The 14421-nt window shown below is 70.2% G+C and carries 10 protein-coding genes; 7 read left to right on the plus strand and 3 right to left on the minus strand.

The window, feature by feature from the left end:
• Nucleotides 1-56 precede the first annotated feature (56 nt).
• Nucleotides 57-3053, plus strand: coding sequence for a bifunctional [glutamine synthetase] adenylyltransferase/[glutamine synthetase]-adenylyl-L-tyrosine phosphorylase (locus tag OG252_RS36030; protein ID WP_329341445.1), 2997 nt, complete (start codon nucleotides 57-59; stop codon nucleotides 3051-3053).
• Here the strand turns inward: OG252_RS36030 and OG252_RS36035 are convergent.
• On the minus strand, nucleotides 3041-3949 hold the full coding sequence (locus OG252_RS36035) for a DMT family transporter (protein WP_266440548.1): 909 nt from the start codon (nucleotides 3947-3949) through the stop codon (nucleotides 3041-3043). The two genes, OG252_RS36030 and OG252_RS36035, sit on opposite strands and share 13 nt — an antisense overlap.
• A gap of 71 nt (nucleotides 3950-4020) precedes the next feature.
• Here OG252_RS36035 and OG252_RS36040 point away from each other — a divergent pair, with 71 nt between their 5' ends.
• The gene (locus OG252_RS36040) at nucleotides 4021-4962 is read left to right on the plus strand and encodes a LysR family transcriptional regulator (RefSeq protein WP_266440551.1); all 942 of its coding nucleotides are present in this window, start codon (nucleotides 4021-4023) and stop codon (nucleotides 4960-4962) included.
• 223 nt (nucleotides 4963-5185) lie between these two features.
• Here the strand turns inward: OG252_RS36040 and OG252_RS36045 are convergent, their stop codons facing one another.
• Together OG252_RS36045 and OG252_RS36050 are read right to left on the minus strand one after the other, a co-directional pair.
• Nucleotides 5186-6058 (minus strand): phosphatase PAP2 family protein, encoded by an 873-nt coding sequence (locus OG252_RS36045; RefSeq protein ID WP_329341448.1) that lies wholly within the window; start codon nucleotides 6056-6058, stop codon nucleotides 5186-5188.
• Nucleotides 6059-6231: 173 nt separating this feature from the next.
• Entirely contained in the window at nucleotides 6232-7266 is a 1035-nt protein-coding gene (locus OG252_RS36050) for a LacI family DNA-binding transcriptional regulator (RefSeq protein ID WP_266440557.1), read from the minus strand.
• Between the two features lie 382 nt (nucleotides 7267-7648).
• On the opposite strand from OG252_RS36050, the gene OG252_RS36055 reads away from it, so the two are divergent.
• The 5 genes from OG252_RS36055 to OG252_RS36075 all read left to right on the plus strand — a co-directional run bounded on the left by OG252_RS36055 (nucleotide 7649) and on the right by OG252_RS36075 (nucleotide 14354).
• Nucleotides 7649-8917 (plus strand): extracellular solute-binding protein, encoded by a 1269-nt coding sequence (locus tag OG252_RS36055; RefSeq protein ID WP_266440560.1) that lies wholly within the window; start codon nucleotides 7649-7651, stop codon nucleotides 8915-8917.
• A 162-nt stretch (nucleotides 8918-9079) separates the two neighbouring features.
• Nucleotides 9080-10084: a carbohydrate ABC transporter permease gene (locus OG252_RS36060; RefSeq protein WP_266440563.1), complete on the plus strand. Its 1005-nt coding sequence runs from the start codon at nucleotides 9080-9082 to the stop codon at nucleotides 10082-10084.
• 13 nt (nucleotides 10085-10097) lie between these two features.
• Nucleotides 10098-11009: a sugar ABC transporter permease gene (locus tag OG252_RS36065; RefSeq protein ID WP_266440565.1), complete on the plus strand. Its 912-nt coding sequence runs from the start codon at nucleotides 10098-10100 to the stop codon at nucleotides 11007-11009.
• A 152-nt stretch (nucleotides 11010-11161) separates the two neighbouring features.
• Nucleotides 11162-12841 carry a glycoside hydrolase family 13 protein gene (locus OG252_RS36070; protein ID WP_266440567.1) on the plus strand — a complete coding sequence of 560 codons (1680 nt, stop codon included), beginning with the start codon at nucleotides 11162-11164 and terminating at the stop codon, nucleotides 12839-12841.
• Nucleotides 12842-12974: 133 nt separating this feature from the next.
• Nucleotides 12975-14354, plus strand: a complete 1380-nt coding sequence (locus OG252_RS36075; RefSeq protein ID WP_329341452.1) for an alpha-amylase — start codon at nucleotides 12975-12977, stop codon at nucleotides 14352-14354.
• Nucleotides 14355-14421 lie beyond the last annotated feature (67 nt).

Here is a 14421-nt window from a genome sequence, read left to right on the forward strand (position 1 = left end):
CGGCTTCTCCGGTTAGGCTCGGCCTCGTACGACCTTGATCCGACAGGAGGCCGGATATGACGGCGCCGGGGCGCAGGAGCAGTACCTTCACGCGGCTGCTGCGGCACGGCTTCACCGATCCCTCCGCCGCCGAGCGGCTCCTGGACAGCGTGGAGCTCGCGCATGTGCGGGACGACCCGGTCCTGCTGGAGGCGCTGGGTGCGACCGCCGACCCGGACCTGGCCCTGCACGGTCTCGTACGGCTGCTGGAGGCGCAGCCGGCGCCCACCGCCCGCCGGGAACTGCTCGACACGGTGATAGCGGCCAAGCCGCTGCGCGACCGGCTGCTCGGGGTGCTCGGCGCCTCCGCCGCGCTCGCCGACCATCTCGCCCGGCACCCGAGCGACTGGCACGCCCTCGTCATGTACGAGCCGCGGGATCTGCATCCCGGGGTGGAGGAGTTCGAGCGGGGACTGGCCGAGGCGGCCGACCCGGTCGCCCTGCGCGTCGCCTACCGCCGCTGCCTGCTGTCCATCGCCGCCCGGGACGTGTGCGGCACCACCGACCTGGCGCAGACCGCCGCCGAACTCGCCGACCTCGCCACCGCCACCCTGCGCGCCGCCCTCGCCATCGCCCGCGCGGCGGCGCCCGACGACGCGGCGTTGTGCCGGCTCGCCGTCATCGCGATGGGCAAGTGCGGCGGCCACGAGCTGAACTACGTCTCGGACGTCGACGTCATCTTCGTCGGCGAGGCCGCCGAGGGCGCCGACGAGGGCAAGGCCGTCAGGGCCGCCACCAAGCTCGCCTCGCACCTGATGCGGATCTGCTCCGAGACCACCGTCGAGGGTTCGATCTGGCCCGTGGACGCCAATCTGCGGCCCGAGGGCAGAAACGGTCCGCTGGTGCGCACGCTCTCCAGCCACCTCGCCTACTACCAGCGCTGGGCCAAGACCTGGGAGTTCCAGGCCCTGCTCAAGGCCCGCCCGGTGGCCGGCGACATCGAACTCGGCGAGGAGTACGTCGCCGCCCTCGAACCCCTCGTCTGGAAGGCCGCCGAGCGCGACAACTTCGTCACCGACGTGCAGAAGATGCGTCGCCGCGTCGTGGAGAACATCCCCGTCGCCGAGATCGAACGCGAGCTGAAGCTCGGCCCCGGCGGCCTCCGGGACGTCGAATTCGCCGTCCAGCTCCTGCAGTTGGTGCACGGGCGGGCCGACGTCTCGCTCCGCAGCGGCACCACGCTCAAGGCGCTGCAGGCCCTGGCCGCCGGCGGCTACGTCGGCCGGTCCGACGCCGTCCAGCTCGACGACGCCTACCGCTTCCTGCGCTCCATGGAACACCGCATCCAGCTCTACCGGCTGCGCCGCACCCACCTCGTCCCCGAGGACGAGGCCGACCTGCGGCGCCTCGGCCGTTCCCTCGGCCTGCGCGCCGACCCGGTCGCCGAGCTGACCCGCGAGTGGAAGCGGCACACCAGTGTCGTACGGCGGCTGCACGAGAAGCTCTTCTACCGCCCCCTGCTCGACGCGGTCGCCCAACTCGCCCCCGGCGAGACCCGGTTGAGCCCCGAGGCGGCCCGCGAACGGCTGGTCGCGCTCGGGTACGCGGACCCGGCGGCGGCGCTGCGGCACCTGGAGGCGCTGGCGTCCGGGGTCACCCGCAAGGCGGCCATCCAGCGCACGCTCCTGCCGGTCCTGCTCGGCTGGTTCGCCGACTCGGCCGACCCGGACGCCGGGCTGCTCAACTTCCGCAAGGTGTCGGACGCGCTCGGCAAGACACCCTGGTACCTGCGGCTGCTGAGGGACGAGGGCGCCGCCGCCGAGAACCTCGCCCGCGTCCTGTCCGCCGGACGCCTCGCCCCCGACCTGCTGATGCGCGCGCCCGAGGCGGTCGCGCTGCTCGGGGACGGCGCCGCGGGCGGCCTGGAGCCGCGCGACCGGGCGGCCCTGGAGCAGGAGATCCTCGCCGCGGTGGGCCGCGCGGACGGCGCCGTGCAGGCGGTCACCTTCGCGCGCGGTGTCCGCCGCCGCGAGCTGTTCCGGACGGCCGCCGCGGACATCGTCGGCTCCTACGGCACCGAGTCCCAGCCGGTCGAGGCCGACCAGGGCGCCCTCGTGGACCGGGTCGGCGGCGCGGTCTCCGACCTGACGGCGGCCACCCTCTCGGGAACGCTGCGCGCGGTGGTCCGGGACGGCTGGGGGGACACCCTGCCCACCCGGTTCGCCGTCATAGGCATGGGCCGCTTCGGCGGCCACGAACTCGGCTACGGCTCCGACGCCGACGTCCTCTTCGTGCACGAGCCGCGCGACGGCGTCGACGAACGCGAGGCCTCCCAGGCGGCCAACAAGGTCGTCTCCGAGATGCGCCGCCTCCTCCAGATCTCCAGCGCCGACCCGCCCCTGCTGATCGACGCCGACCTGCGACCGGAGGGCAAGTCCGGCCCGCTCGTACGGACGTTGAACTCCTACGAGGCCTACTACCGCCGCTGGTCCCTCGGCTGGGAGTCGCAGGCCCTGCTGCGGGCCGAACCGGTCGCCGGGGACGAAGAGTTGGGCGGCCGCTTCATCGAGCTGATCGATCCGCTGCGCTACCCGGCGGCCGGCCTCGGCGACGACGCCGCACGCGAGATCCGGCGCCTGAAGGCCCGGATGGAGTCCGAGCGGATGCCGCGCGGCGCCGACCCGAAGCTGCACACCAAGCTCGGGCCCGGCGGCCTGTCCGACGTCGAGTGGACGGTGCAGCTCATCCAGATGCGGCACGGCGCGTGGGTCGCGGGCCTGCGCACGACCCGCACCCGTGCCGCCCTCGCCGCCGCCCGCACGGCCGGCCTCCTCTCCGCCGAGGACGCCGGGACCCTCGACGAGGCCTGGGTCCTGGCCACCCGCGTACGCAACGCCGTGATGCTCGTACGCGGCCGCGCCGGCGACACCTTCCCCTCGGACGCCCGCGAACTGGGCGCGGTCGGGCGGTACCTGGGCTACGGCCCCGGGCACGTCGGCGACATGCTCGACGACTACCGGCGTACGGCACGACGGGCGCGGGGCGTGGTGGACGAGCTGTTCTACGGGGCGTAGGCCTTCGGGGCCGGGACGCTCACCACTGTCCCGGCCGCCCGCCGCCCGCGGGTCAGCGCCACCCCCACCAGCACGACCGCCATCCCGGCGAGCACTCGCGGCCCCACGTTCTCGTCCAGGAGCAGCGCGCCCAGCGACACCGAGACGACGGGCAGCAGATAGCCGACCGTCGCGGCCGCCGTCGGACCCTCGTCCGCGATCAGCCGGTAGTTGAGGTAGAAGGTGACGCCCGTGCCGAGGACCCCGAGTGCGGCGATCGCGAGCAGTCCGGTGAGGTCGGTGTCGAGGGGGCCCGCGGCCGGGAGGGCCAGGGCGCTCCAGGCCGTCGCGGTGAGGAGCTGGGCTGCGGAGACGGCGAGCGGATCCCGGCCGGCGGTGAGCTTGCGGGCCATGTACGCGAACGCCACGGCGTAGCTCACGGCGGCGGCCAGGAGCGCCAGGGCGCCCCAGCTCAGCAGCCCGGACCGGTGCCAGGGCGCGAAGATCAGCAGCGTCCCGGCGAACCCGAGGAACAGGCCGGTCAGGCGTACGGGGCGCAGGGCCCGGTCGGTGCCGAGGAGCAGGCCGATCAGGAGTGCCCACAGCGGTGTGGTGGCGTTCAGGACGCCCGCGACACCGGAGTCGACGGTCTGCTCGCCGACGCTGAACAGGGCGAAGGGCAGCGCGTTGCAGAAGAAGGCGGCGACGACCAGGTGCTTCCAGGTCGAGCGGGACCGCGGCAGGCGCTGGCCCGCCGAGCGGGCGAGCAGGAGCAGGACCGCCGCACCGAGGGCGCACCGGGCGATGGTGATCTGGGCCGGGGACAGGCCGTGGTTCAGGGCGACTTTGATCCACAGGAAGCCGGAACCCCACAGGAGGGCGAGCACGGCCATGCGGACGGTGGAGGAGCGCTGCATGCCCCCACGGTCCGCCAACGGGATCGTAAGGACAAGTGAAGTATTGTGCATGCACCGTTAAGCTGTACTGCATGCTGGATGTGAGGCGTATGCAGGTGCTGCGGTCCGTCGTGGCCTGTGGATCGGTGACCGCGGCGGCCGCGCGGCTCGGCTACACGCCGTCCGCGGTCAGTCAGCAGGTCGCCGCGCTGGAGAAGGAGGCCGGGGCCGAGCTCCTCGAACGGGTCGGGCGAGGAGTGCGGCCCACGGCGGCCGGGCTGCTGCTCACGGAGTACGCGGACACGATCGGCCGGCAGGTCGCCGAGGCGGAGACCGCCCTCGCCGACCTGCTGGCGGGGCGCACGGGCCGGCTGTCGGTGCGGTACTTCGCGACCGCCGGTGCCTCGCTGGTCGCCCCGGCGGTGGCGCGGCTGCGGGCCGACCATCCCGGCGTACAGGTCGAGCTGAGGCTGACCGACCCCGAGGACCCGCTGCCGGACGTGCGGGAGGGGCGCGCGGATCTGGCGCTGGTGGTGGGGGAGAGGGCCGGGGGTGACGGCGTACGACTGCTGCACCTGCTGGACGACCCCTACCTCGCCGTCCTCCCCAGGGGGCACCGGCTCGCGGCGCGGCGGTCGGTGGCGCTCACCGAGCTGGCCGAGGAGCCCTGGGTCGGCAGCGAGTGGCCCGGACCGTGCCTGGACGCACAGCTCCACGCCTGCGAGGCCGCCGGGTTCCGGCCGCGGTTCGTGGTCGAGAGCGAGGACTACGTGACCGCGCAGGGCTTCGTGGCGGCGGGCCTGGGAGTCAGCCTGATCCCACGGCTGGGCCTGGGCGGCCGCCATCCCGACGTGGTCGTACGCCCGGTGCGGCGCCCGGAGCCCGTGCGCAGCATCCACGCGGCGGTACGGGAGACGGCCCCGCCGCAGCCGGCCCTGGAGGCGTTCATCGGGGCGCTGCGGGAGGCGGCGGGCCAGGGCCTGTCCGGCGGATCAGGTCGCAGGAAATCGGCGGCGCCTCATCGACGCAGGTGAGCGGGGGCGATGGGGGTCCCCCCGCGCGAGGTTGTTCGAGCGTGGGGGAGCGTCGAGCTGCAAGGCGGAGGAGGGCGTCGATGCGATGGGGGTCCCCCCGCTCGAGCGAAGTCGAGAGTGGGGGAATCGGCAACCGACGACAACGCCGCAGATCGGCGCCCGCCGCGGAGCGGCTGATGTCACTGCCCCCCCCGCGTCTGCGACCTGATCCGCCGGACAGGCCCTAAGAGCCTGCCCAGGCCTTCTTCGGCTTCGGCGGCAAGGGTCCGCCGCGGGCCGGCACCAGCTTCGGCAGCTGGTACGGCAGCGCCCCGTACCAGACCCGCGCCACCGTGAAGCCGAAGGCGAGGCACACCATGCCGCCCACCGCGTCGAGCCAGAAGTGGTTGGCGGTGGCGACGATGACCACCAGCGTGGCCGTCGGGTAGAGCAGGCCCAGCACCCGCACCCACGGCACCGACGCCAGCGCGAAGATCGTCAGACCGCACCACAGGGACCAGCCGATGTGCATCGACGGCATCGCGGCGTACTGGTTCGACATGTTCTTCAGGTCGCCGGAGGCCATCGAGCCCCACGTCTGGTGGACCATGACGGTGTCGACGAAGTCGCCGCCGTTCATCAGCCGCGGCGGGGCGAGCGGATACAGGTAGTAACCGACCAGGGCGACACCGGTGGTCGCGAAGAGCACGAGGCGGGTCGCTGCGTAGCGGCCGGGATGACTGCGGTAGAGCCACACGAGCACACCCAGCGTCACCACGAAGTGCAAGGTCGCGTAGTAGTAGTTCATCCCGACGATGAGCCAAGTCACCGAGTTCACGCCGTGGTTGACGGACTCCTCGACGGCGATGCCGAGCTGGTGCTCGACCTTCCAGATCCAGTCGGCGTTCCGCAGCGCCTCGGCCCGCTGCTCCGGGACCGCGTTGCGGATCAGCGAGTACGTCCAGTAACTCACCGCGATCAAGAGGATCTCGAACCAGAGGCGGGGCCGACGCGGGGCGCGCAGCCGGTTGAGGAGACCCGGCCCGGGCCCGGCCGTGACGGGCTGCGGAACGGCCTCGTCGGGCCCTTCCTGCGTCGTCACGGTCGTCTCAGTCATAGGCACAGAGTCTGCCAGAAAAGCGTTCCCCCGCCGATCATCCCCCGGTCGGGTCCGGGCCGCACGTTCTACGCCCGGAAGACCCCTGGAACCTCCTACCAGCGCACTGCGGAAAGGTCGATTTCTCCACCCTGAGAACGAGCAGCGCCCCGGGCGTCACGAGCCGTGCGACCTCAGTGGCGTCCGCGTTCCCCGGGAGCCGAGGCGGTCGAACCGCGCACCACCAGTTCCGGCATGAACACGAACTCGCTGTGGGGTGCGGGCGTCCCGCCGATCTCCTCCAGGAGGGTGCGGACCGCTGCCTGTCCCATCGCCGGGACCGGCTTGCGGATCGTCGTCAGCGGCGGGTCGGTGAAGGCGATCAGGGGGGAGTCGTCGAAGCCGACGACGGAGATGTCCTTGGGGACGTCCAGGCCGCGCTGCCGGGCCGCCCGTATCGCGCCCAGCGCCATCATGTCGCTCGCGCACACCACCGCCGTACAGTCACGCTCCATGAGCGCGGTGGCCGCGGCCTGGCCACCCTCGAGGGTGTAGAGGGAGTGCTGGACGAACTCCGTCTCGATGGCCTCCGTACCCAGACCCAGCAGGTCCTGCATGGTGCGGACGAAGCCCTCGATCTTGCGCTGCACCGGCACGAACCGCTTGGGACCGAGCGCCAGGCCGATCCGCGTGTGGCCCAGCGACACCAGGTGCGTGACCGCCAGGGTCATCGCCGCCCGGTCGTCGGGGGAGATGAACGGGGCCTGCACCTTCGGCGAGAAGCCGTCCACCAGCACGTACGGCACGCCCTGCGCGCGCAGCTGCTCGTAGCGCTGCATGTCGGCGGAGGTGTCCGCGTGCAGACCGGAGACGAAGATGATGCCGGCCACGCCGCGGTCGACGAGCATCTCCGTCAGCTCGTCCTCCGTGGAACCGCCCGGGGTCTGGGTCGCGAGCACCGGCGTGTAGCCCTGCCGGGTCAGTGCCTGGCCGATGACCTGGGCCAGTGCCGGGAATATCGGGTTCTCCAGCTCGGGGGTTATGAGGCCCACGAGGCCTTCGCTGCGCTGCCGCAGACGCACCGGGCGTTCGTAGCCCAGGACGTCGAGGGCGGCCAGCACGGACTGGCGGGTGGTGGCGGCGACGCCCGGCTTGCCGTTGAGGACGCGGCTGACGGTCGCTTCGCTCACCCCCGCCTGAGCAGCGATGTCGGCAAGCCGTGTGGTCACAGGGGTGGACTGTACCGGCCAGGTCTCGCCTTGCACACCAATCCGGCGCCGTGTGCGACTTGTTGGCCGGCCCGGTCCGGGCTGCTGGGTCATCGCGCTCCCTCGTGAAAGTGATGGCAAGAGCTTGCAGAGTCTTGCACAACCCGTCCCATCTGCTCGACGGCCGCAAACAAGCGTCTCACGGCGGTCGCTCTCGGGTCACGCACGGATAACTTCGGAGCTCTCTTGCACTTTTTTGCTGCAAGGTCTTTCGTACCCGCTTACATCGCTGTTACGTTCGGCGACGCCCGGCGGCGGCAACGGCGCAGTCGGCAAGTCGACAGGGGCGGCAGACGGGGCCGTCTTCTGTGAGCACACGGGCTTTCACCCTCAAGGAGAACTCATGCGGCGTGGCATAGCGGCCACCGCGCTGGTGGCGTCTTTCGCCCTCGCGGCGACGGCCTGCGGCGGAAGTGACGGCGGCGACTCGGCCGACGGTCCGGTCACCATCACCTGGTGGGACACCTCCAACGCCACCAACGAGGCGCCCACGTACCAGGCCCTGATCAAGGAGTTCGAGGCCGCCAACAAGGACGTCAAGGTCAAGTACGTCAACGTGCCCTTCGACCAGGCACAGAACAAGTTCGACACCGCCGCCGGTTCCAAGGGCGCCCCGGACCTCCTGCGCTCCGAGGTCGGCTGGACCCCCGCCTTCGCGAAGAAGGGCTACTTCCTGCCGCTGGACGGCACCGAGGCCCTCGCGGACGAGAGCAAGTTCCAGCCCAACCTGATCGAGCAGGCCAAGTACGACGGCAAGACCTACGGCGTGCCGCTGGTCACCGACACCCTCGCGCTGGTCTACAACAAGGAGCTCTTCGAGAAGGCCGGTGTCGAGGCCCCGAAGACCTGGGACGACCTGAAGAAGGCCGCCGCCACGATCAAGGACAAGACCGGCGTCGACGGCTACTGGGGCTCCACCCAGGCCTACTACGCGCAGACCTTCCTCTACGGCGAGGGCACCGACACCGTCGACGCCGCCGCGAAGAAGATCACCGTCAACTCGGCGCCCGCCAAGAAGGGCTACGAGACCTGGCTGAGCCTGTTCGACGGCAAGGGCCTGCACAAGGCCGACACCACCGCCGACGCCTACGCCCACATCCAGGAGGCGTTCGTCAGCGGCAAGGTCGCCTCGATCATCCAGGGCCCGTGGGAGATCACCAACTTCTACAAGGGCACCGCCTTCAAGGACAAGAACAACCTCGGCATCGCCACCGTCCCGGCCGGCTCCACCGGCAAGGCGGGCGCCCCGACCGGCGGCCACAACCTCTCGGTGTACGCCGGCTCGGACTCCGCCCACCAGAAGGCGGCCCTGAAGTTCGTCAACTTCATGACCTCCGCGAAGTCCCAGGCGAGCATCGCGCTGAAGAACTCCACGCTGCCGACCCGCGACGACGCCTACACCGCCGAGGTCAAGGCCGACCCGGGCATCGCCGGCTTCCAGGGCGTCCTGCCCGCCGCCCAGCCGCGCCCGGCGCTGCCCGAGTACAGCTCCCTGTGGGGCCCGCTGGACACCGAGCTGCCGCAGATCGCCGGGGGCAAGACGTCCCTCGACAAGGGCCTGGGCACCGCCGAGACCGCGATCGCCAAGCTGGTCCCGGACTTCAGCAAGTGACCCCGAGTGGCCGCCGGATCCCCCGCGAACCGGGGGAGGGATCCGGCGGCCACCGGCCTGTGAGCAGGCAGTGCGGGCCGTGCGGGCCGAAGATCTTCCAGAAGGTGTCGAAGAAGTGTTGAAGAAGGTGCCGAAGAAGGTGTCGAAGAAGGTGTCGGACCAATGACAGTCGCCATCGACCGCGCGACCGGCAAGCGCCGCGGTGACCGCGAGCCGAAGTCCGGGCTGGGCCGGCGCCTGCGGCACGGCTATCAGAAGCACTGGTACGCGTACGCGATGATCGCCCCCGTGGTGGTCGTCCTCGGCGTCCTCGTGCTGTACCCCCTGGCGTACGGCCTGTACCTCACGCTCACCGACGCCAACAGCCTCAACACCGCCCGCACGATCGGCGTCAACCACATCGACGCCACCTACAAGTTCATCGGCCTCGACAACTACGCCGACATCCTGTGGGGCGACACGGCCTACGACCGCTTCTGGTCGCACTTCATCTGGACGATCGTCTGGACCGCGCTCTGCGTCACCCTGCACTACACGATCGGCCTGGGCCTCGCCCTGCTGCTCAACCAGAAGCTGCGCGGGCGCACCTTCTACCGGCTGGTCCTGATCCTGCCGTGGGCCGTGCCGACCTTCGTCACCGTCTTCGGCTGGCGGTTCATGCTCGCCGACGGCGGGATCATCAACTCCTTCCTGGAGACCCTCCACCTGCCGACACCGCTGTGGCTGGAGGACACCTTCTGGCAGCGGTTCTCCGCGATCATGGTCAACACCTGGTGCGGGGTGCCCTTCATGATGCTGTCGCTGCTCGGCGGCCTGCAGTCCATCGACACCTCGCTGTACGAGGCCGCCGAGATGGACGGGGCCACCGCCTGGCAGAAGTTCCGGTACGTCACCCTGCCGGGCCTGAGGTCCGTCAGCTCCACCGTCGTCCTCCTCGGCATCATCTGGACCTTCAACCAGTTCGCGATCATCTTCCTGCTGTTCGGCAACACCGCCCCCGACGCGCAGATCCTCGTCACCTGGGCCTACTACCTCGGCTTCGGACAGCAGCCGCGTGACTTCGCGCAGTCGGCGGCCTACGGCATCCTGCTGCTGGCCATCCTGATCGTCTTCACCTCCTTCTACCGCCGCTGGCTGAACCGCAATGACCAGCAGCTCGCGATCTGAGGCAGGAGTCCCCATGAGTACGACCACCGCCGAGACCTCCGCCGCGGCGAACAAGGAGGACTCCATGGCGCCCGCGCCGCGCAGGGCCACCAAGCGCGGCGAGAGCACCCCCGCCGTCCGCCTCGCCTCCCACGGCATCCTGATCACCGCGAGCCTCATCGCGCTCTTCCCGGTCGCCTGGCTGGTGTTCCTGTCCCTCGGCCCGGACAAGGACGACTACCTGCATCCCGGACGCATCTGGGGGAAGATGACGTTCGACAACTACACGTTCGTGCTCCAGGAGACGAAGTTCTTCGACTGGCTGCAGACCACGATGATCGTCACCCTCGGCACCACACTCATCGGTGTGGTCATCTCCGCGACCACCGGTTACGCGGTGTCGCGCATGCGCTTCCCGGGCTACCGGAAGTTCATGTGGGTGCTCCTGGTCACGCAGATGTTCCCGGTGGCCGTACTCATGGTGCCGATGTACCAGATCCTCTCGGAACTGCAGCTCATCGACAGCTACCTTGGGCTCATCCTGGTGTACTGCACGACCACCGTTCCGTACTGCGCATGGCTGATGAAGGGCTATTTCGACACCATCCCGTTCGAGATCGACGAGGCGGGACGGGTCGACGGGCTGACCCCCTTCGGCACGTTCGCGCGACTGATCCTGCCGCTCGCCAAGCCGGGCCTGGCGGTCGCCGCCTTCTACAGCTTCCTCACCGCCTTCGGAGAGGTCGCGTTCGCCGCGACGTTCATGCTGTCCGACACGAAGTACACCTTCGCCGTCGGACTGCAGACCTTCGTCAGCGAACACGACGCGCAGCGCAATCTCATGGCCGCCACCGCGGTGCTGATCGCGATACCCGTCTCCGCGTTCTTCTACTTCGTGCAGAAGAACCTGGTGACCGGCCTCACCGCGGGCGGCACGAAGGGCTAACCCCTTCCGACCGGACTCCCGCGCGCCTGACCGCGCGGGTGGCGGCCGCGGTGACTATCCGACCCCGCTGTCACCGCGGCCGCCTCGTCACCCGCCCTGCCCCACGCACGTAAGCCTCCATGACCGAAACTCCTTTACGTATCAAGGACGCCATGAGCCAGCACTCCGCCGACCCGGCCGAAAACTCCGCCGTCGCCACCGTCGCCAAGCGCCGCGACTGGTGGCGGGACGCGGTGATCTACCAGGTCTATCCGCGCAGCTTCGCCGACAGCAACGGCGACGGCATGGGCGACCTGGAGGGCATCCGCTCCCGACTGCCGTACCTGCGCGACCTCGGCGTGGACGCCGTGTGGCTCAGCCCCTTCTACGCCTCCCCGCAGGCCGACGCCGGCTACGACGTCGCCGACTACCGGGCCGTGGACCCCATGTTCGGCAACCTCCTCGACGCCGACGCGCTGATCCGCTCCGCCCGCGACCTGGACCTCAGGATCATCGTCGACCTGGTTCCCAACCACTCCTCCGACCAGCACGAGTGGTTCAAGCGGGCCGTCGCGGACGGCCCCGGCTCGCCGCTGCGGGACCGCTACCACTTCCGGCCCGGCAAGGGGAAGAACGGCGCGCTCCCGCCCAACGACTGGGAGTCGATCTTCGGCGGCCCGGCGTGGACCCGCGTCACCGAACCGGACGGCTCGCCCGGTGAGTGGTATCTGCACCTCTTCGCCCCCGAGCAGCCCGACTTCAACTGGGATCACCCGGCCGTCGGCGACGAGTTCCGCTCCATCCTGCGCTTCTGGCTCGACATGGGCGTCGACGGCTTCCGTATCGACGTGGCCCACGGCCTGGTGAAGGCGGAGGGCCTCCCCGACCTCGGATCCCACGAGCAACTCAAGCTGCTGGGCAACGATGTCATGCCGTTCTTCGACCAGGACGGCGTGCACGCCATCTACCGGCAGTGGCGCACGATCCTCGACGAGTACGCGGGTGAGCGCATCTTCGTGGCGGAGGCGTGGACCCCGACGGTCGAGCGCACCGCCAACTACGTCCGCCCGGACGAGCTCCACCAGGCCTTCAACTTCCAGTACCTGAGCACCGAGTGGGACGCCGAGGAACTGCGGACGGTCATCGACCGCACCCTGGAGGCGATGCGCCCGGTCGGCGCCCCCGCCACCTGGGTCCTGTCCAACCACGACGTGACCCGCCACGCCACCCGCTTCGCCAACCCGCCCGGCCTCGGCACCCAGATCCGCACGGCGGGCGACCGCGAACTCGGCCTGCGCCGGGCGCGGGCCGCGACCCTCCTCATGCTGGCGCTGCCCGGCTCGGCGTACGTCTACCAGGGCGAGGAACTCGGCCTGCCGGACGTCGTCGACCTGCCCGACGAGGTGCGCCAGGACCCGGCGTACTTCCGGGGCGCCGGCCAGGACGGCTTCCGCGACGGCTGCCGGGTGCCGATCCCGTGGACGCGCGAGGGATCGTCGTACGGCTTCGGCAGCGGCGGCAGCTGGCTCCCGCAGCCGGAGGGCTGGGGCGAGCTGAGCATCGAGGCCCAGACAGGTGTCCCCGGCTCCACCCTGGAGCTGTACCGCGCCGCCTTCGCCGCCCGCCGCGAACAGCCCGACCTCGGCGCGGGCGACTGTGTGGAGTGGCTGAAGGCTCCGGAGGGCGTCCTCGCCTTCCGGCGTGGCGAGTTCGTGTGTGTCGCCAACACCAGCGGCGAGTCGGTCACGACTCCGGCGTACGGCCGTGTGCTCCTCGCCAGCGGCGAGATCGCCGAGACGGACGGCGAGGCGAAGCTGCCGGCGGACACGACCGTGTGGTGGACGGCCAACTGACGTTCCCCGCAAGGATTTTCCGGTTTTTTCAGAGGCCCGCCTTCCGCTTGGGGAGGCGGGCCTCTACGATCTGCGACACCACACGGCTTTGCAAGCTTTCAGCAAGAACCTTCAATGGAGAAGGGGTCCCCACATGGCCAGAAGAGCCCTCGCCGGAGCATGCGCCCTCATGGCAGGCGCCGCCGCGTTCGTCGCCCCCGCCGGCCCCGCACAGGCCGCGCCGCCCGGCACCAAGGACGTCACCGCCGTCCTCTTCGAGTGGAACTTCGCCTCGGTGGCGAAGGAGTGCACCAACACCCTCGGCCCGGCCGGGTACGGCTACGTCCAGGTCTCCCCGCCCGCCGAGCACATACAGGGCTCCCAGTGGTGGACCTCGTACCAGCCGGTCAGCTACCGGATCGCCGGCCGGCTCGGTGACGCCACCGCCTTCAAGAGCATGGTCGACACGTGTCACGCGGCCGGTGTGAAGGTCGTCGTCGACGCGGTCGTCAACCACATGTCGGCGGGCAACGGCACCGGCACGGGCGGCTCGTCGTACTCGAAGTACACCTACCCAGGCCTGTACTCCTCCTACGACTTCGACGACTGCACGGCCACGATCAGCGACTACGGCAACCGCACCAACGTCCAGAACTGCGAACTCGTCGGCCTCGCCGACCTGGACACGGGCGAGACCTACGTCCGCTCGGCGATCGCCGGCTACCTGAACTCCCTGCTCGGGTACGGCGTCGACGGCTTCCGCATCGACGCGGCCAAGCACATCCCGGCGGCCGACCTGGCGAACATCAAGTCGCGCCTCAGCAACCCGTCCGTGTACTGGAAGCAGGAGGTCATTCACGGCAGCGGAGAGGCCGTCCAGCCGACCGAGTACACCGGCAACGGCGACGTCCAGGAGTTCCGCTACGCCTACGACCTCAAGCGGGTCTTCAACAGCGAGAACCTCGCCTACCTGAAGAACTACGGGGAGGGCTGGGGCTACATGAACAGCTCGGTCTCCGGTGTCTTCGTCGACAACCACGACACCGAGCGCAACGGCTCCACGCTCAGCTACAAGGACGGCGCCAACTACACGCTGGCCAACGTCTTCATGCTCGCCCACCCGTACGGCGCCCCGGACATCAACTCCGGCTACGAGTTCTCCGACACCGACGCCGGGCCACCCAACGACGGTGCGGTGAACGCCTGTTGGCAGGACGGCTGGAAGTGCCAGCACGCCTGGCCGGAGCTCCGGCGCATGGTCGCCTTCCGCAACGCTGTGCGCGGCGAGTCGCTCACCAACTGGTGGGACAACGGGGGCGACGCCATCGCCTTCGGGCGGGGAGCCAAGGGCTATGTCGCCATCAACCACGAGTCGGGCAGCCTGAGCCGCACCTACCAGACCTCGCTGCCGGCGGGGACGTACTGCAACGTGCAGAACAACACGGCGGTGACGGTCAGTTCGAGCGGTCAGTTCACCGCGACGCTGGGCGCCAACACGGCCCTGGCGATCTATGCGGGCAAGTCGACCTGCTGAAAGTTCTTACCAGAAGTTTCAGGACTCTTGCTGTAAGCCTTTCCTCGGCGATACGGTCGCGCGGGGT

The organism is Streptomyces sp. NBC_01352 (assembly GCF_036237295.1).
Classification (GTDB): Bacteria; Actinomycetota; Actinomycetes; order Streptomycetales; family Streptomycetaceae; genus Streptomyces; species Streptomyces plumbiresistens.